This window comes from Brevibacillus dissolubilis (assembly GCF_006170445.1).
Classification (GTDB): domain Bacteria; phylum Bacillota; class Bacilli; order Brevibacillales; family Brevibacillaceae; genus Brevibacillus_B; species Brevibacillus_B dissolubilis.
The window spans coordinates 24748-42757 of record NZ_VCNA01000019.1 but is presented as its reverse complement, the minus strand read 5'-3'; the positions used below and the strand labels follow the sequence as shown (position 1 = coordinate 42757).

General features: G+C 51.4%; 21 protein-coding genes and 1 pseudogene. 8 read left to right on the top strand and 14 right to left on the bottom strand.

Going from position 1 to position 18010, the window contains the following annotated elements; all coding sequences use genetic code 11:
• Positions 1 to 767: 767 nt before the first annotated feature.
• Together rpmF and FGI41_RS24300 are read right to left on the bottom strand one after the other, a co-directional pair.
• Complete coding sequence (rpmF, locus tag FGI41_RS24305; protein WP_139492875.1) at positions 768 to 941, bottom strand: 50S ribosomal protein L32; 174 nt, start codon at positions 939 to 941, stop codon at positions 768 to 770.
• A gap of 232 nt (positions 942 to 1173) precedes the next feature.
• A complete protein-coding gene (locus tag FGI41_RS24300; RefSeq protein ID WP_139492874.1) occupies positions 1174 to 1689 on the bottom strand; it encodes a YceD family protein in 516 nt (171 codons plus the stop codon).
• Positions 1690 to 1835: 146 nt separating this feature from the next.
• On the opposite strand from FGI41_RS24300, the gene FGI41_RS24295 reads away from it, so the two are divergent.
• Positions 1836 to 3086 carry a nucleotidyltransferase gene (locus FGI41_RS24295; protein WP_139492873.1) on the top strand — a complete coding sequence of 417 codons (1251 nt, stop codon included), beginning with the start codon at positions 1836 to 1838 and terminating at the stop codon, positions 3084 to 3086.
• On the opposite strand, the gene FGI41_RS24290 is transcribed toward FGI41_RS24295, so the two are convergent.
• Complete coding sequence (locus FGI41_RS24290) at positions 3049 to 4116, bottom strand: SepM family pheromone-processing serine protease (protein ID WP_139492872.1); 1068 nt, start codon at positions 4114 to 4116, stop codon at positions 3049 to 3051. The genes FGI41_RS24295 and FGI41_RS24290 overlap by 38 nt on opposite strands.
• The gene (locus tag FGI41_RS24285; RefSeq protein ID WP_139492871.1) at positions 4086 to 4904 is read right to left on the bottom strand and encodes a patatin-like phospholipase family protein; all 819 of its coding nucleotides are present in this window, start codon (positions 4902 to 4904) and stop codon (positions 4086 to 4088) included. Before FGI41_RS24285 ends, FGI41_RS24290 begins: the two co-directional genes overlap by 31 nt.
• 226 nt (positions 4905 to 5130) lie before the next feature.
• Between FGI41_RS24285 and ylbJ the strand changes: the two genes are divergently transcribed.
• On the top strand, positions 5131 to 6348 hold the full coding sequence (gene ylbJ / locus FGI41_RS24280) for a sporulation integral membrane protein YlbJ (RefSeq protein WP_139492870.1): 1218 nt from the start codon (positions 5131 to 5133) through the stop codon (positions 6346 to 6348).
• Between the two features lie 13 nt (positions 6349 to 6361).
• On the opposite strand, the gene coaD is transcribed toward ylbJ, so the two are convergent.
• Positions 6362 to 6847, bottom strand: a complete 486-nt coding sequence (gene coaD, locus FGI41_RS24275) for a pantetheine-phosphate adenylyltransferase (RefSeq protein WP_139492869.1) — start codon at positions 6845 to 6847, stop codon at positions 6362 to 6364.
• Positions 6848 to 6852: 5 nt separating this feature from the next.
• A complete protein-coding gene (gene rsmD, locus FGI41_RS24270; RefSeq protein WP_139492868.1) occupies positions 6853 to 7479 on the bottom strand; it encodes a 16S rRNA (guanine(966)-N(2))-methyltransferase RsmD in 627 nt (208 codons plus the stop codon).
• Between the two features lie 422 nt (positions 7480 to 7901).
• Here rsmD and FGI41_RS25205 point away from each other — a divergent pair, with 422 nt between their 5' ends.
• Both FGI41_RS25205 and ku read left to right on the top strand, forming a co-directional pair.
• Positions 7902 to 8045, top strand: coding sequence for a hypothetical protein (locus tag FGI41_RS25205; RefSeq protein WP_176560422.1), 144 nt, complete (start codon positions 7902 to 7904; stop codon positions 8043 to 8045).
• An 82-nt stretch (positions 8046 to 8127) separates the two neighbouring features.
• Positions 8128 to 8892 (top strand): annotated as a pseudogene (ku, locus tag FGI41_RS25600) (non-homologous end joining protein Ku); the annotation flags it as partial.
• A gap of 744 nt (positions 8893 to 9636) precedes the next feature.
• On the opposite strand, the gene FGI41_RS24260 reads toward ku, so the two are convergent.
• The 3 genes from FGI41_RS24260 to FGI41_RS24250 form a co-directional block, all read right to left on the bottom strand.
• Positions 9637 to 10470, bottom strand: coding sequence for a tetratricopeptide repeat protein (locus FGI41_RS24260; protein WP_139492866.1), 834 nt, complete (start codon positions 10468 to 10470; stop codon positions 9637 to 9639).
• 25 nt (positions 10471 to 10495) lie between these two features.
• Complete coding sequence (locus FGI41_RS24255) at positions 10496 to 11323, bottom strand: tetratricopeptide repeat protein (protein WP_139492865.1); 828 nt, start codon at positions 11321 to 11323, stop codon at positions 10496 to 10498.
• Positions 11324 to 11452: 129 nt separating this feature from the next.
• Positions 11453 to 12388, bottom strand: coding sequence for an ATP-dependent DNA ligase (locus FGI41_RS24250; protein WP_139492864.1), 936 nt, complete (start codon positions 12386 to 12388; stop codon positions 11453 to 11455).
• 197 nt (positions 12389 to 12585) lie between these two features.
• Between FGI41_RS24250 and ligD the strand changes: the two genes are divergently transcribed.
• Positions 12586 to 13488 (top strand): non-homologous end-joining DNA ligase, encoded by a 903-nt coding sequence (ligD, locus tag FGI41_RS24245; RefSeq protein WP_139492863.1) that lies wholly within the window; start codon positions 12586 to 12588, stop codon positions 13486 to 13488.
• A gap of 2 nt (positions 13489 to 13490) precedes the next feature.
• Here the strand turns inward: ligD and FGI41_RS25595 are convergent, their stop codons facing one another.
• Positions 13491 to 13625 (bottom strand): hypothetical protein, encoded by a 135-nt coding sequence (locus tag FGI41_RS25595; RefSeq protein ID WP_255298621.1) that lies wholly within the window; start codon positions 13623 to 13625, stop codon positions 13491 to 13493.
• 126 nt (positions 13626 to 13751) lie between these two features.
• Here FGI41_RS25595 and lgt point away from each other — a divergent pair, with 126 nt between their 5' ends.
• Positions 13752 to 14543 (top strand): prolipoprotein diacylglyceryl transferase, encoded by a 792-nt coding sequence (gene lgt / locus FGI41_RS24240; protein WP_139492862.1) that lies wholly within the window; start codon positions 13752 to 13754, stop codon positions 14541 to 14543.
• A 214-nt stretch (positions 14544 to 14757) separates the two neighbouring features.
• Positions 14758 to 15045 (top strand): YciI family protein, encoded by a 288-nt coding sequence (locus FGI41_RS24235; RefSeq protein ID WP_139492861.1) that lies wholly within the window; start codon positions 14758 to 14760, stop codon positions 15043 to 15045.
• A gap of 260 nt (positions 15046 to 15305) precedes the next feature.
• Here FGI41_RS24235 and FGI41_RS24230 read toward each other — a convergent pair whose 3' ends face one another.
• Positions 15306 to 15485 (bottom strand): hypothetical protein, encoded by a 180-nt coding sequence (locus tag FGI41_RS24230; protein WP_139492860.1) that lies wholly within the window; start codon positions 15483 to 15485, stop codon positions 15306 to 15308.
• A gap of 301 nt (positions 15486 to 15786) precedes the next feature.
• Here FGI41_RS24230 and FGI41_RS24225 point away from each other — a divergent pair, with 301 nt between their 5' ends.
• The gene (locus FGI41_RS24225) at positions 15787 to 16020 is read left to right on the top strand and encodes a hypothetical protein (protein ID WP_139492859.1); all 234 of its coding nucleotides are present in this window, start codon (positions 15787 to 15789) and stop codon (positions 16018 to 16020) included.
• 78 nt (positions 16021 to 16098) lie between these two features.
• On the opposite strand, the gene FGI41_RS24220 is transcribed toward FGI41_RS24225, so the two are convergent.
• From FGI41_RS24220 to FGI41_RS24210, 3 genes are read right to left on the bottom strand one after another with little or no spacing between them, the layout of a single operon-like run.
• On the bottom strand, positions 16099 to 16329 hold the full coding sequence (locus FGI41_RS24220; RefSeq protein WP_139492858.1) for a hypothetical protein: 231 nt from the start codon (positions 16327 to 16329) through the stop codon (positions 16099 to 16101).
• 45 nt (positions 16330 to 16374) lie between these two features.
• Positions 16375 to 17391, bottom strand: a complete 1017-nt coding sequence (locus FGI41_RS24215; RefSeq protein ID WP_139492857.1) for an inorganic phosphate transporter — start codon at positions 17389 to 17391, stop codon at positions 16375 to 16377.
• Complete coding sequence (locus FGI41_RS24210; protein ID WP_139492856.1) at positions 17384 to 18001, bottom strand: DUF47 domain-containing protein; 618 nt, start codon at positions 17999 to 18001, stop codon at positions 17384 to 17386. The genes FGI41_RS24215 and FGI41_RS24210 overlap by 8 nt, the downstream gene beginning before the upstream one ends.
• Between the last annotated feature and the right edge of the window lie 9 nt (positions 18002 to 18010).

The window sequence follows — 18010 nt, the reverse complement described above, 5'->3', positions numbered from 1 at the left end:
TGGTCAAGTCCTACGATATCACAGAACGGTTTTGCTTTGTGGAAAAACTTCTCGACTCTTTCTAGCAGGGGGGATGAGAAATATGTCATTTGTTGTGGTCTGGTGCGGGACAGGGGGAGACCTTCCAGCTGCTCGCCTGGTTTGAACCCCTTCGAAGAAGGGGTGGCTGTCCGCTGCGGAAAGATCAAGAGTGGGACGGGGCAAAAATTGCAGGAAGTATATTCAAACGTAGAGTTTGCCCCTAAGCTTACTCGAAGAGGACGGCCACTCTTGATCTTTCCGCAGCTGGGATTGGGTTCAAAAGAGGCTCGCTGCTGGAAGGTCTCCCCCTGTCTCTCCGACTGCACTGGAAATGACATGGTGTGGAGATGGGGACGGGCTTTTTGTCTTTTTCCTTGTCTTTCCCCTATTCCCCTCCATCTCTGCTTTTTTATTTGTCTTTTGCTTTTGATCAACGTTGGTAGAGAGTGGACGGCTTGCCGATTGAGAGCCTCTTTAAAAACCATCTCAGCGAAGGAAAAAGCAAGAGTAGCAAGCTCCCCTGAATCCGCCAAGGGGCAAACCTCTTCGCTTGAATCGCTTCCCCGAAATTTTTGACCCGTCCTACTCTTGGTTTTTTCGGAGCGGACAGTCTTAACACCCTTGCGGGTTTTTAAGAAGGCGATCAAACGGCAAGCCGTTCACTCTCCTCCACAACACCCGAATGCAAACCACAAATAAAAAAGCAGAGTGACTTATCATCACTCTGCTTTTGAGACGCTATGGAATTACTCAGCTACTACTTTCTTACCTTTGTAAGTGCCGCAGCTGCCGCATACGCGGTGAGCGAGTTTGTATTCGCCGCAGTTATCGCATTGCACCATGCCTGGAATTTCAAGTTTGAAGTGCGTACGACGCAATCTTTTACGAGTTTTGGAAGTTCGTCTTTGAGGTACTGCCATCTTCCTTACACCTCCTTCAAATAATGATGTTCTATGGTTCCCTTTTGACTTTGAGGAGGTCTGCTTTATGTAGAGACCTGTCAGCACTTGGCAATGACGGAAACCGATAAGATATATAAGGATGGGGGGTGTGACAAAATCAAACACAAACATGTTGATTGTACGAGACCCACCTGTTCAAAAATGAAACCAGACCATATGATATGGCTTCACTTTGAAAACCGAAAGAATGTTACTCTTCCATTTTCTTGAGCAAGTCAGCGAGTCCTTCCAGACGCGGGTCGATGCGAACATTGGTGCAGGAGCATGGATCGTCATTGCGGTTGACACCGCAGGTCGGACATAAGCCTTTGCAATCCTCTTCGCAGAGCGGGAACGGAGATACGGACAGGAGGAAGTCTTCTTCTAAGACCTCATCAAGCTTAATCTCTTCACCTTGGAAAACGTGGATTTCTTCGTCTTCTTCAGGTAGATCCGCAGTGGCTGGTGCAAATGTCTCTGAAAATGGAACGTGCAGATGTGCTTCAAAAGGCTTCAGGCAACGCGCACAGACGAACTTGGCATCTGCGTTCATCTCGCCTTTCATATAGATAAGCCCACCCAATTCTACCGCTTCGCCTTCTGTTTGTACAGGTGTTAAATCCCTGATTTCCTGATGGCGCTTTTTCAAGTCGATGTGATCCAGTTCGGTACGGAACGGAAGTGGCTCACCTTTGCGGTTTTTTAAATCTGTCATTTTAATGATCATATGTTTTCACCTCAAGCACAACAAGGATGATTATAGCTTTACCAAATATCTTTGTCAACCTTTTTTCCTTGACACCTTGTTTTCTCCCCGTCCCTTGCCATATGCTAGAAAATAAATCATAGCGCGAGAGGAATGACCTAGTCAATATGAAAACAGTTGGTCTCGTGGTAGAGTACAATCCGCTGCATAATGGACACCGCTATCATTATGAGGCGGCCAAAGAAGCGACGGGTGCTGATGCTTGTGTCATCGTGATGAGCGGCAACTTTTTGCAGCGGGGGGAGCCTGCGCTCGTCTCCAAATGGGCACGGGCCGAGATGGCGCTGCGGCTGGGTGTGGATCTGGTGATCGAACTGCCTGTCCCCTATGCGACAGCGACCGCTGAGCTGTTCGCTCTTGGGGCGGTCTCGATCATGGATCGTCTGGGTGTCGTGGATGCGGTCTGCTTCGGATCTGAGAGCGGTGACATCGAGTGGATGAGACCGCTGGCACGTGTGCTTGCTGATGAGCCGCCTGCTTTTGCCGAGGCGCTTCGGGAGGGCTTGTCCGAGGGTCTGCCCTATCCGAGTGCGTATGCGCGCGCGGCCGGGCATTATATGCAGGCTGCGGGGTATGGAACAGTGCCGATTGATCAGCCGAATAACATTCTTGGGCTCAACTACCTGATCGCCCTGGAGCGTCTCGGCAGCCGGATGGAAGCGGCGACGATCAAGCGGCAAAAGGCGGAGTACCATCAAGAGACGATCACCGATGCAAGGATCGCCAGTGCGACAGCGCTGCGTAAGCTTTTGTTTGAAGACCGTGCACCGCTTGGGGAGTTGGCTTCGTATGTGCCAAAGACAACGCTGGACGTGCTTAAGCAGGAATTCGCCGCCGGGTACGGCCCGATGTCGTGGGATGCCTTCCGTCAGCCTCTGTTTCATCGCCTGCTGACGATGAGTCCTGCTGAATTGGCGGGGTATCATGAGGTGGAGGAAGGCATTGAGCACCGGATTATGCAGGCGGTCAAATCGGCATCAAGCGTGCAGGAGATCATCGCTATGGCCAAAACAAAGCGGTTTACCTGGAATCGTCTGCAACGGATGCTGTTGTCCGTGCTGCTCGATCTGACCAAGAGCAAGATGCAGGCGTTTGACTTAAAAAGCGGTGCACCGTATGCGCGGGTGCTGGGCTTCAGTGACCGTGGGCGTGAGCTGTTGCATCTGGCGAAAACCAAAAGCACGATCCCACTCTACACCAACGTCCGGGACGGGCTGCACCCGATGCTGGATGTGGATATTCGGGCGAATGCGGTCTACCGGCTGGCCCAGCCACAGACGGGTGATCGGCCGTTTACCGAGGAGTACCGCAGCCGTCCGCTTACGTCTGCTTCGGTTTCAGCTGCTTCAGATAACTGATCGCATCGTCGACCGTCTTGACGGGGACGACGCGCATCGCGGTGTGAATCCGCTTGGCTGTCGCTACTGCTTCATCATAGTTGGATACTTCGCCGTCGGAATCGGTTGGGGCAAAAAAGATTTCTGCTCCTGCGATATCGGCGGCGATAATTTTATGCTGGATCCCGCCGATGCGGCCTACGGAGCCGTCGGGATTGATCGTACCTGTCCCGGCGATCCGGTAGCCGCGGGTCATGTCGATGTTCTTTTTCAGTTGCTCGTAGATTTCGAGGGTAAACATCAAGCCTGCGGATGGGCCACCGATGTTTTTGGTTCCGATCGTGACTTTTTTGGGGACTTCGATCAGAAGCTTGTTGTCAGGACGGATGCCAAAGCCGACTCGCCCGGTTGGTTTTCCTTCGGTGTCTACCAGCGGCTTGAGCGGCAGTACCGCTTTTTGTTCTTTGGACTCGCGCAGATAGGTCAAGGCGACGGCTTCCCCTTCCTTTTTGCCTTTGAGCTGGTCGAACAGGTCTGTGGTGGTTCGGGTACGCTTGCCGTTGACAGCAGTGATCACGTCGCCGATTTGGAGCACACCGCGTGCGGGCATGTCTTCGATCGTACCCATGACGAGAACCCCCTGTTTCTCCATCTTGACCTTGTAGCCCGCTCTCTCAAAGGCAATCGCTTCGGCTACCTGCTGAGAGTTGGTCATCACGGTGGCTTCTCGCCGTTCGAAGTCTTCATTGGTCTCTCCGTGAGAGATGACGGCCTCTTCCTCGACGATGTCTACATCAGGAGAGAGCTTGGCGTACACATACCAAGCCGGATTGGCTTCCCCCATGCGGACGGTGGTGAGCATGAGAGCACCCTTTTCCTCCTTGGTCCCGCCTTCGACCTGGATTAGCGGCTGAAGCTCAATGGCTGATCCGGGGCGAATGACATAATACGGCAGCGGGATGTACAGCAAGGCGATGAGCAACAGCAGCATGGCCGCCATCCACAAGAGAGAACGGTTGGTTACTTGTTTTCGTTGGTCTGCTCTCTCCATCCCTCGTCCTCCCAATTCTCGATCAATTCCTTGATACGGTCGATATGCTCGAGAGCGCACCGTTCGCCCTCTTCAATGATTTCGGCGACGCCTGAATACGAGATACTGCTATAGTGTCCCACATTCGGGCGGATTACCAGATCGGCAGACAGCATCCGGTAGCGTAATATTTCCCTTTCCATGACGTCGATGGCCTGCGCAATCACGTCGAAGATCGATTTGACCTCCATGCGGGTGTCAAATTGGGCCACGTCAACAGCGATCACGATATCTGCGCCCATGTCCTTGACCACGGTGATCGGCACGCGGTCGATGACGCCACCGTCTACCAAAAGGCGATCCCCCACCCGCTCTGGTACAAAAATACCTGGGATGGAGATGCTTGCCCGCACTGCGACGTCAACCGGTCCCTCTCTGAAGACGACGCGTTCGCCTGTTTCGATGTCGGTGGCGACGACAGCCAGTGGAATGGCTAAATCTTCAATATTTTTGCCATGTGTCAACAGACGGATCAGCTCTTTGGCTTTGGCCCCGGTGACAAAACCGAGATTGGGTACGCCAAAATCAAGCCAATGCTTGCGCTTGAGATTGAGTGCGAGCTTTTCCATCATGTCAGGTGGTATTTTATTGGCGTAAAAGCAGCCGATAAAGCTGCCCATGCTGCTGCCTGCGATCATATCTACCTGAATTCCGTGTGCATCCAATACCTTGAGCACACCGATATGGGCAAAGCCCCGTGCGCCGCCAGAGCCGAGCGCGAGGCCGATTTTGGGTTTTCTCTTTGTCATGTGTCGTCCTCCCCCTCACACAAGCATATGTATCTCCCACTTGGTTTCATGCGTACCAGCCTGCTCCGGCGTCTTTTTGACGGGTCACCGTGAGTGATCAATGGAGGTGGAAAATGATGGCGGGCTGTAACGTTTTGACGCATAGTTTTGGCGGCCAAGCGTAGACATGTACTAACTCGTACTTACTTGCCAAGACAAGTGTCTGGACCTTAGTTAGGAGGTACTTATGTCGCGCCGTTCGCCATTTCTTACGTTGACGCTTGCGGTTTTTTCCATCTTGCTGGTGATAGCCTTAATTTCCAACCCGGATCCGTCCTTCAAGGCGGCGGTACGTGGTTTAGAGATTTGGTGGGAAGTGGTGTTTCCAGCGCTGTTGCCTTTTATTGTGGTGTCTGAGGTGCTGATGGGCGTTGGTGTGGTGCATTTTGTCGGGGTACTCTTAGAACCGCTGATGCGCCCCTTTTTCAATGTGCCGGGGACGGGCGGGTTCGTCTTGACGATGGGTTTTTCTTCCGGCTATCCGGTGGCCGCCAAGCTGACGACCCGACTTCGGGAGCAAGGCAATATCACCCGTGCAGAGGGTGAGCGTCTGGTCTCCTTCGCCACGACAGGGGACCCGCTGTTCGTCATTGGTGCGGTTGCCGTCGGGTTCTTCCACAGTGAACAGGTGGGGTTCGTCTTGGCGGTCACGCATTATCTGTCTGCCTTGCTGATCGGTGTGTGCTATCGGTTCCATGATCCAGGTGCTGCGACCAGCCAATCGACGGAGGCAAGCCGTCATCCGCTGATGTATCGGGCACTTCAAGCGATGCACCGGGCACGGCTTCGGGACAACCGCCCATTTGGTCAACTGATGGGGGATGCTGTACAGTCCGCCCTGCAGATGCTTCTGGTCGTGGGTGGGTTTATCATCGTATTCTCGGTGATCATCAACTTACTCTCTGTCACGAACTTAACACCGTTCTTCAGCACGTTGCTGGGTATCGTGCTCGGGCCTCTTGGATTTCCTCCGGAGTTTGCCAAAGCGACGATTGCCGGGCTTTTTGAAGTGACATTGGGTGCAAAGGAAGCCTCTGCGGTTGGCGGTGAAATCCCGATGATCTGGAAAGCAGCGATGGCAGCCGCACTAGTCTCGTGGGGCGGATTGAGCGTGCACGCACAGGTGGCCAGTATCTTGAGCAAAACAGATATCCGTGTCACTCCGTATCTGGTCGCCCGTGGGGTACATGCGTTTGCCGCCGCGATCCTGACCCTGATCCTGTGGAAGCCGCTGACAGAGGTGTCCCAAGGCTGGCTGAACAGTGTACCTGTCTTTAACATAGGTCATGTTCATCCGACATGGACGGGTTGGTGGGACACTCTGGCGCAGATGAGCCTTCTGGCTTTGGGGTTATGTATGGTGCTGTTCCTCTTGACGGTGTGGGCGCGGAAAATGGTGCGCTAAGTAAGCTCAAACGTTACGCCTGATTCCCGATGCGCTCCTGTAACGCTTTTTCCACCAGTGGCGGCACAAGATCGGTCACCTTGGCATCATAGCGGGCCAGTTCTTTGACGATGCTGGAGCTGAGGAACGAGTACTGATTATTGGTCATCACAAAAAAGGTCTCAATCTCATCATCGAGCATCCGGTTGACAGACGCCATCTGCATCTCATATTCAAAGTCAGATACCGCACGCAAGCCCTTGACTAATACCTGGGCTTGCTTTTTTTTCATGTAATCGATCAACAGCCCTTCGAAGGAATCCACCTCGACATTGGGCAGATGGGCGGTTACCTGGCGCAGCATCTCCACCCGCTCGTCTGTGCTGAACAGCGGATTTTTCTTGGAATTGACCAAGACGGCTACGATTACTTTGTCAAAAACACGGGCAGAACGGCTGATGATATCCAAGTGACCGTTCGTCACCGGATCAAAGCTGCCTGGGCATACGGCGATGGCCATGTGTGTTACTCCCCTCTCTCATCTGTTGGGTCGTGTTCTTCATCTGCGCTGGATTGATCTGCGTCCGGCGAGTCTGCGTCTGTATCGTGCAGATACAGCGTGATTTTGGTATCCCCATATGTAGCGACACGGGTCACGACACACTTCCCGATCTCCTCCGGCAAGTCGACTCCCGCATCTGTCTCAGCGACGATCCATGCGTCAGGTGCAAGCATGTCAGCTTCCTGCAAAAAACGGATCTCCTCGGCGATCTTTTGGTACGCATACGGTGGGTCGAGGAAGACCACGTCAAACTGGAGGCTGCGCTTGGCCAGAGCCTTGAGCGCACGTCCGGCGTCGATCTTGAACAGCTCGGCGCGTGACGTGAGCTTGAGCGTCTCGATGTTCTGCTTGACCACGCCATGGGCCTTGTGGTCAGCGTCGACAAAGACCGCCTTGTCCATCCCGCGGCTCAGCGCCTCGATGCCCAGCCCGCCTGTCCCGGCGTAGAGATCAAGCGCCACTCCTCCGTCAAAATACGGGCCGATCATGTTGAAGATCGATTCTTTTACCTTATCTGTAGTGGGGCGTGTCCCTTTGCCCGGCACTGCCTGCAAATGCCGCCCCCGATGTTCTCCTGAAATTACTCTCATGTCCTCACCTGCAGAAAATTTTTGGCAATAGAATCAGTCTATCACACCCGTGAACGTGCGTAAAATTCCCGTTCGCAAAAAAGATTGGGCCATGATGTATAAGCGAACCGTTGATTGGTAAATAATACAACTAGCGACGCAACAACGGTGTCGCTGACAACCGCGGAGAAGACTTACGTTTCCCCATAAGCTCTTCCTCCGGTTTCTCCTCTCCCATAATTGAAATGTGGTTCGGTCAGCACATGTCTGTCTGATAGGAGCAGCCATGAAGCGCGTTCCTGTGCGCAGGAGTCAACCATGAACCGCTACCTCACACTGCTGTAATGGCAGGGGTGAGGTATTTTTTTTGGCATGGTTTTGTGGTGGCGTGACACACTAAGACCGATCTTTTGTCCAATCCCAATCAAAAGGAGGTCTCCATCATGGCAAACAAACGCCCGTCTGAACGCAAAATCGCCGCCTCGGAGGCACAGTCTATCGCAGACCGCACCGGCGAAGGCGTAGAACGCGCCCGCGAGATGCAATCTGATGCGGATCAAAAAGATGTGACCAAACACGGCCGATAAGCATGGTGTCGGCACTGTAACCAAACATTACAACGCGTCACCGACACCTCCTTGTGGATACTAAAGCAAGGAGGTGTTTGTCATGCACACGGTCTGGAAAGGCTCCATCAGCTTCGGCTTGGTTAATATCCCTGTCCGTATGTTTACCGCGACAGAAGAGCGTGACATCCGTTTCCGTCAGCTTCACGATGCGTGCCACACCCCGATCCGCTACGCCAAAATCTGCCCCACCTGTGATCGTGAGGTACAGCAGAGCGAGCTGATCCGGGGCTACGAGTATGAAAAAGGTAATTTCGTGATCATCAAGGATGAAGATATCGAAAAAATCACCCCGGAGACGCGAAAAGCGGTAGAAATACTTGATTTCGTCGATCTGTCGGAGATTGACCCGATTTTTTTTGATAAGAGCTATTTCCTCTCCCCGCAGGAGACAGGTGACAAGGCCTATTCTCTGCTCCGCGCAGCAATGGAGCATACCGGAAAAATTGCGATTGCCCGCATCACTCTGCGCAACCGCGAGAGTCTGGCTGTACTGCGGATTTTCCAAAACTGTCTAGTGCTGGAGACGATTTATTATCCGGATGAAGTGCGGGCCGTGGATAAAGTGCCTGCCTTGCCAGCCGGGGATTTCAAAGTGGCTGACAATGAACTGAGAATGGCGGAGCAGCTGGTCGAGAGCATGTCAGCTCCGTTTGAGCCGTCTAAATATACGGATACCTACCGGGAAGATCTGCACCGGATGATACAGCAGAAGCTGGAGGGTCAAGAGGTGACTGCGGCTCCGGCGGCTGCGAAGACGAATGTGATCGATCTGATGGCTGCGCTGCAGGCGAGTATTGCGGCGGCGGGCGGTGATGAGACTCCGGCGGTTGGTGTTCATGCGGGAACAGATACCCCAGTGGCTGGCGTTGTCGCAGAGGCTGATACTGTGGCGGCGGGCACTGGCGAGGGTGTCGGGGCTGAATCTTCTGTTGCTGCTATCGCGGATCGCGCGGATGCTGAAGATGTGCCTTTGGCAACCGCTTTGGCCAGGGCTGCTGAATCTGCTGGTCATGCAACCGCTGACCATGCAGACGGATCTGGTGCTCTTGGAATCATTGGCGGGGAGCCTCCTGCTGAGACCAAGCCCAAGAAAACCACAAGCCGACGTAAAACCACTAAAAAAGCAGAACCCGCCGTCGCCATTACTTCTCCTGATACAGGAAAAACGACCGCCATCATCGATGAGAACGGCAAGCTGAAGCCCAAACCCGCCCGTGAAGTGGTGGAGCGCTATCCGTCTCCGCGTGCCAAACAAGATCAGACAGAGACGGTCGAGACCACAGCGTCCGTACCCGCCTCTGTATCGGAAACTGATTCGGCACCTGTAGGTCAGGTACTCGCGGAGGCCAAAGACGACGGTACTACCGTCACCAAAAAACTGCGCCGGAAAAAGACAACAACCACTACGTAATCTTTGGGTTATACTGTTTGCCTCTCCATTTTGCTATAGGCCCTTGCTTTCGAATGGAGATGTGAGCCAACGCCAAAAAGCCAGAGTGAAGCTTCCTGCTTCTCTGGCTTTTTTGTTCTATTCAATATGCCGTTATCTTTACGGTGCCGTTACACCAATCCGCCTGCCTAATTCAGTCAATGGCCGTATGGTTTCCTCATCCGTCGGTTTTTCTGCCATTGCTTTTTGGTAGGCAGTGCTGGCCTCTGTTTTTTTGTTTTGGTTCAGATAAATGTACCCCTGAATGCCATAACCTGCCGCTTTTAGATTGGGGTCTTCTGCGATTGCAATCCCTTTTGCAGCTAACTCAATCGCTTCATCAAGTTTTTGCTGCTGGTACGCCACAATATCAGCCAATTGAATATAGGAATACCCGGTCTCTTGATAGCTAAGGGAGGTACGGAAGCGGTCAATTGCTTTGTTGTAGTCAACGCTTCTTCCCCCTAAGCCACGGTTGAAGATCTGACCCACTGTGCCGTAATGGTCAGCGATTGCCCCTAATGCACTCTCATCGAAAAACAACTTGTATTTGCCATTTTCAAGGACCACCAAATATTCTAGGGCATTTGTCTCTTCTTGTTCACTGAAGTGGTTATACCACTCCACTCTGGCTGAAACATTGTACCATTCCTCGTAATGGTGACCGTTCTTATTCATGTCGGTAAGCTTTTTGTCTTTATGGCGAGTCACTAGATGAATCGTTACCATTTCCCTGTATACCGATGCGTACTCGCGGAATTGTTCTGGAGTGAACAACGTTTTACTATATTCAGTTAATTGATCGTAAGCGATAGACGAATGATCGTTTTTCATTGCAAGCAGGTAGTTTAGAACGGGATCGTATGGATCACCCGGATCCTCTCCCTGTGTGAAATAGATGATAATGGATGCGATGAAAATACAGATGGAAAACGTGACAAGATGGCGTTTCATTAGGTCGGACTCCTTCGATTGCTTTCTATTTATCGATAGCTGCTTTGAGTTGAAGCCAGAGATCCGTCATCTCCTGATCAGGTTTTGCGGCCATAGCCGTTTCATATTCTTGTTGGGCCTCTTTTTTCTTACCTTGATATAGATAGACTAACCCTTTTATCATGTGGGCATTCGACTGAACATTCCGATCGTTGCCACCCACGGCCAGTGCTTTGTCGGCAGCATCTATTACTTCTGCGAGATCCCCTTTTGCAAAAAACAAATGGGTTGCCAAGAATAGATAATCGTTAGCCCCCTGTCGGAATTGCAGGGCCGTTCTGATTCGTTCTACCGCGATTCTCGGATCTTTTGGCCGTCCACCTGTACCAGTCTGATACAGTTTCCCGGCTTCGATGTAGGTGTAAGCGATATAGGCCCGCAGTCCTTCCGCTATATCCACCCTGTACTCCCCATTTTCTTTGACGACAACGACCTTCTCTGTATCGGTCACTTTTTTGTTTCCATTGTTATGTGAGATCATTGTCAGGGTTTTTTCTACATCGTAGACCGCCTCATATGTCTTTCCATTCAAGGTAGGATTGTCACGTTTGGTCGAGTGATGGACTTCGACAGAGACAAGTTCGGACACTTCCGCGTATACCTTACTGTATCCCTGATACTCTTCCAAGCTGACCTGTTGGCTGGTCGCTCTGGATAAATGCTCATATGCCCTGTCATAATCATGCCGTAAGATAGATTGGTAGTATTCATCAACGGTATTGGCAGCATGGTCTTGATTCATCAGCAGACTGATGATGACCGCAATTCCCGTACATAAAGAAAACCAGAAAACATGGCGCAGTTTGTTTTTCATAGGGTACTCCTTTTCAGAAAGATTAAGATGATCGAGGCACATCTATTTTTTATTCTTCCTATTTATACCATGCATAAGTTTGCTCACACAATAAAAAAGTCATGCCTCTGTGTAAAGAAGCACGACTTTTTACCTACGACTCTCCTCCAGCCTGCACTCCTGCGGAGGCACATCGACAAACGCCTGCAACGACGGCTGAAACAAATGCCCGTCACTGGTCCAGCTCATATACTGCACCTTGATCACCAGTGCCGGCTTGAGCCAGATTCCCCCGCTTTTCAAGTCCGTGAATGGTGACTCTTCTGTCACAAGCGGCGCAATCCCCTTGGTAAGTTCCACCCAGTCTCCGCGGCTAAGCTTGCCCGTCCCACAACCACCCACAAAACGGAAGCGCCCCTGTTCATCGTAGAGCCCCAGCAGGACGGCATTCACAATCCCGTCCCGCAGTGTCACCCCGCCGATGACAGCGAAGCGGTCCCGATAAAATTTGCGCTTGAGCCACTTCGCTGATTTGGTGCCCGGCTGGTAGGGGCTTTGCAGATCCTTGAGCACGACACCCTCCATGTCCCGCTCCCGCATCATCTGAAACAGCGCTTCCCCGTCCATCACATTCTCCACTAGCTTCACATGCGCATTACCGTCTGGTGAAATGACTTCGCGAAGCAGCTCCTGGCGTCTGAGGAGCGGCAGATGGGTAACCGATTCTCCGTTCAGATACAACAGATCAAATACCATGTACATGATCGGCACCTGTCCCGCGACCAGCCTGATCCGATCCATATTGCGTAGCCCGTCCCGCCTCATCACACGGTGAAACGAGGGGATCGGCACAGCGCGGTCGGTATCGAATGCAATCACTTCACCGTCCAGAATGACCGAGTCTGCTTTGACGAAGCTCTTGGCATCATTGATCTCGATAAAATGCTCGGTCCGCTCGCGTTTTTTGCGGTTAAACAGCCTTGTCCCGTCTTCATCATGGTACGTGAGAATCCGTACTCCGTCCCATTTGACCTGGGCGATCCAGTTGTCTCCCGGCATATGGACATCGGTTGATTGCGGCTCCATTGGGAATATAGGCTCCAGCGCCACAGTATCGCCCCCATCTGGCTTATCAATGCCCAAAGTATCTCCAATCCGTCCATCTATATGTACCAAGTTGGGGATACTACGACTAACCACATGCCTGCAGAGCGAAGGCTTTCTTTCATGATCATCCTTTCACGCTCATACTTTTATCCATCATCCAAAAGGGGGGCGCCACGATGGCTACCGCTACCAAAGAATACGTGCTTCGCCTAGAAGGCAAAGAACTCAGCATCACCAATCCGGACAAACCGCTCTGGCCCGAAGCTGGCGTCACCAAGCTTCGGTACCTGCAATACCTGATCGAGGTCTCGCCCTATTTTCTCGCTTATAGCAAAAACCGCCTGCTCACCGTCATCCGCTACCCGCACGGCATCCAAGACAAATCCTTTTACCAAAAAAATATCCCCGACTACGCACCTGACTGGATCAAGACCGCTGAATGGGAGAACACCCGCTATGTCTTGCTCAATGACCTGCCGACGATGATCTGGATGGCCAATCAAGCCGCACTTGAGTGGCACATCTCCTTTCACGAGGCGCACAACGACCTGCCGACTGAGCTGGTTTTTGACCTCGATCCATCCACCGCTGAATTCGGCCCGGTGATCGAAGCGGCTCTGCAATTAAAAGAAGTCCTAGACGAGCTCCGCCTGCCAGGCTATATCAAAACCTCCGGGGCAAGCGGAATGCAGGTCTACGTCCCGATCAAGCGACAATACTCCTTCGAGCAGACGCGCGAGGTGGGACAGTTCATCGCCACCTATTTGACGCAAAAATACCCGAAGACCATCACCATCGAGCGTCTGGTGAAGAACCGCGGGACGAAGCTGTATGTCGACTACCTACAGCACTGGCGGGGCAAAACGCTGGCCGCTCCCTACTCCACCCGTGCCAAGCCACAGGCGACCGTCTCCACTCCGCTGACATGGGACGAGGTGCCACAGATCCACCCGACTGATTTTACCGTCGAGACAGTCCCTGCCCGGATCAAAACAAAAGGAGACCTGTTCCACCCCCTTCTGGAAGCAGACAAACAGGTCTCGCTCGATCCGATCTTGGATTTTCTCAAGAAAAAGTAGGGCTACATGTACTTCTTCCACTCCGCAATGTCGTTAGCCACGGTCACGAGTGCCTCGATCATCTCTAGGGTCTGAAACAGTGCAAAGGGCAGTGCCACCACATACAGCAGTCCGTCTCCAATCCATGTGGACAACATGTTGCCTCACTCCTTCACGGTGTCTGGAATCGGTTGAAAATCTACGCCTACTGTATGTGAGGGAGTCGTGAAAGATGCAAAATATGTTATACTGTCCCAAGAGACTTTTTTCAAGGAGGAGATCATGTGATTGACCCTATTGCTTTTTCCCTTGGGCCGATCTCGGTTCATTGGTATGGCCTGATTATGGGTTCGGCCTTTTTTCTCGGTACATACTTGGCGCGTTATCATGTGAAACGGTTGGGCTATGACCCAGATCATATGTTGAATATGGTAGTGTGGATTATTCCCGCTGCGATTGTCTGCGCAAGACTTTATTACGTTGCCTTTGAATGGGAGCATTACGCCAATAATCCGGCTGATATCATTGCGGTCTGGAAAGGCGGTCTCGCCATCCATGGCGGCTTGATCGGCGGTGTGACAGCTGGTGTGCTCTACGTACGCAAGCATAAGCTTCCGGTCTTGAAAATGGCCGATGCGATCATGCCGAGTGTCATCTTGGGGCAGGCGATTGGCCGTTGGGGTAACTTCATGAACCAAGAGGCACACGGTGGTGAGGTCTCTGCTGAATTTATGCAGAACTTCCCGGCTTTCATCCGCGATCAGATGTTTATCGACGGGACCTATTATCATCCGACCTTTTTGTATGAATCCTTGTGGAACCTCCTCGTGTTGGGGCTTCTGTTATTCATGCTCTACCGCTGGAAAAAGTTCGACGGGCAAGTGGCATTCAGCTATCTGATCCTCTACTCAATCGGTCGCTTCTTTATAGAAGGAATGCGTACAGACAGCCTCTATTTCCTCGGCTTGCGTGTGGCACAGCTAGTCAGCCTGACTCTGATTGTAGCCGGAATCATTCTGCTCATCTGGGCAGCACGGCGACCGAAAGAAGAGCAGGAAGTGGGGAATCCGACTTAAATCCAAGGTTCTTGGGTTGGTGTGGATCGATTCGATCTCTAGCGTTGTCTGATAAGCATCATCATCTATAGAAAAAACTCCGGGCAAGCGGTACAAATACCGTCTGTCAGGAGTTTTTTTGTTTTACACAATTTGACATGCGTTTGCATGGGCACCTATAATCAAAGAGATTTTATCCGTAGACGATTTTGTACATTCAAAAGGAGTGTCACTCATGACGCAAGAATTCCTCTATCTGTTCAAACCAAAACGTGAAAACTTCCTCCAAACCCTGACTCCAGAAGAAATGGCAGCGATGGGCCAACATGCCGCCTACACGCAAAATCTGCACGCAGCAGGCAAAATCATTCAGGCTGGCGCTTGTCTGGACGGCTCTTATGGGATCGTGGTGTTCCGGGCGGAGTCTCTGGAAGAAGCAACTGAGATTTTTGAAAAAGATCCGGCAGTACAAGCTGGGATCGTATATGCGGAGCTGCATCCTTATCGTATGATGCTGGGGTAAGGGGTAAAAAGATCAGGGCTTGCTCTTGGAGAGACTCGGGGGTTGAGAGTGAGGAGCATCTGTTTTCCAGTCGCCTTTCCCCCCTCATACGAGGGGGCCGGTCTCCTTACAAACAGATGCTCCTCACTCTCTTGCTCTGGCCTACTGGGGTAGCGAGTCCTGCTCTTTTTCAGTAGGGAAGGAATAGGAAAGAGAAAATGAAAAGAAAGAGGATACAGTGTGGTAATTGTTTTTTCCTGAATAATACGATCGCTTTCGGTCTAATTGGCTATACCTAGCTGAAGAACTGAGGGCGATTTTTTTGTTTTTGCTTTTTGTTTTTGCTTTTTATTTCTCCCTGCTTTTTTATGCGTTTGCTGGCTGGAGAGGGGGCGACTTGCGAGCGGTGAGCCTCTTTGAACTTTCTGCTTAGCGGAGAAAGAAGGGAGGGCGTTTTGCATCGCTGAATCCTCTCAGGGGCAACAGTCTCACATCACATGAGTTGCCCAGATGTCCCCTCTCATCGGGGGATCGAAACATTTTGCCCCGAACAAGCCCTCGCTTCTTTCGGAGCGGACAGTCTCTCCTTCCTCGCAAAAGTTCAACAAGGCGTACCGCTTGCAAGTCGCCCCCTCTCCCACCCACACCAACGCAAAAAAACAGACCCACTCACGAGGTCTGTTTTTTCATGTCTATAAAAACTCCAAAACGGCAAAACTATTGAAAAACATCGAAACGTTAACGATAAGGATGTGAGCCAACGTGAAAAAACGAGGATTGGAGCAATTCCTGAACCATACCATCATCGTCTATCCCGCTTCTCATCTGTCTTCCTTTCGGGACGAGCCGCCGGAAGAAGGGATTCTTCACGACTTCGACCCACTGGGGGTCTACATCGAGCAGGAGACCATTGTCTTTATCCCCTTTACATCCATCCGCAAGCTGGAGATTGAACCGAAGCCATCCTTTTGGCAGCGGTTAACCGGTACTTCCTGATAGAGTATGTAGGACACTCATCTTCCGTATTTGCCAGTGCGTATCGCTATTGCTTTCCCCAATCGTACTCGTATCCGGTCAATTTCGCTGAAACAGGTAGCCTAGCACTGCCACAAATGCACCGATCACGATCAGCAGGTAAGCGGCATAGGTGCCGAAGTTGGCATAGAGCACGTCCAGCACAACAATTCCATAGGCTTCTGCCAACGCAAGGGCCAGACCGAGGAAGAATACAAACAGTCCGCCGTAAAACATCCATTGACCGATATATCTCGTACGCACGTTTCCTGGGGTATTCGGGTCTCTCACAGCACATACCTCCCCTATTGATGGGGATAGTATGTGCTGTTTATTCTACAAAAATACGTCAAAGACGTGATAGCACGCTGCAGCGAGAAGTCCTGTAGCCGGAAGGGTGATCACCCAAGTAACGAGGATGCGTCCAGCAAGGCCCCATTTAACAGCAGAGAGCTTTTGGGAAGCACCAACACCCATGATCGCAGAAGAGATTACGTGGGTGGTACTTACCGGCAGCTTGAACATAGTGAAGATCGTAATGATCAAAGCAGACGTGATGTCAGCAGAAAAACCGCTGATCGGTCTGATTTTCATGATCTTGCCGCCCAAGGTCTTGATAATCCGCCAGCCACCAAAAGAGGTACCAAGTGCCATCGCAATCGCAGCAGAGAATTTCACCCACAATGGGATCTCCATCTCTGGACCGGACTGCAGGAAGCCACCTGTAATCAGTGCCAGCGTGATGATACCCATCGTTTTCTGAGCATCGTTCGCCCCGTGTGAAAAGGATTGCCAAGAAGCGGACAGAACTTGGAGCATACGGAAGTTACGGTTCGTTTTATGGTATGGCATGTTCGCCACGATCATCGAAACGATTTTAATTACGATAAAACCTAAAGCGAACGCAATGATCGGGGAAACGATCAGCGCTTGAATGATTTTAGTAAAACCTACCCAGTTGATCCCGTGGATACCGGCTGCACCAACACCAGCGCCAGCCACGCCGCCGATCAAAGCATGGGAGGAAGACGAAGGAATCCCGAACCACCAGGTGATCAGATTCCACAGGATCGCGGAGGTAAGTGCCGCCAGCACAACCACCAGACCATTCTCCAGCTTAAACGGGTCAACGATGTCGCCGCCGATGGTTTTTGCTACACCGGTATACGTCAAAGCACCAATGAGGTTAAACATGGATGCGATAATAATCGCCGTACGTGGGCTTAAAGCGCGTGTAGACACTGATGTTGCAATCGCGTTGGCCGTGTCGTGGAAGCCATTGATGAAGTCAAAGCTTAACGCCATGATCACGACCAAAATCAAAATGATTAGTTCTGGCGTGAGGTTAAGCATTTTTCAATACAATCCCTTCCACGAGGTTGGATACGTCTTCTGCGAAGTCCGCACAGTCCTCAAGCTTGTCATAGATTTCTTTGAGCTTAATTGCTTCAAGCGGATTGGTATTAGGATTGTTCAACAGCTCAGACACCATTTTGCGGTAGTTCTGGTCGGATTCACGTTCCAGTTCTTTGATCTCACGGCAGATGCCGGTTACGACAGCGTGGTCGAGCTTACGCAGGGTACCGATCAGTTCGATCAGCTTGGTGGTACATTTGATCAGGATGTTGGATTGAGCCAAAACTCGCTGATCCGGTTGTTTGACGTTGTACAGATACAGACGGTCAGATACGCCGTCGATGTAGTCGATAACAGAGTCGAGTGTGTGAGCGAGCAAGTGGATGTCTTCACGCTCAAGCGGAGTGATAAAGGTTGAGTTTAACTCGTTCATGATTTTGCGAACGATCTCATCGCCCTCTTTTTCTACAGCCTTGATCTTTGCAACTTGATTTTCCAGATCCTGATAGTTACTGATCATCTCAAAAAAGAGATGCGCTCCTTTGTGAACAATACCTGCCTGTTGTTCAAAAAGATCGAAAAAGGTATGCTTGTTGGATTTTAGCATAATTGCAAT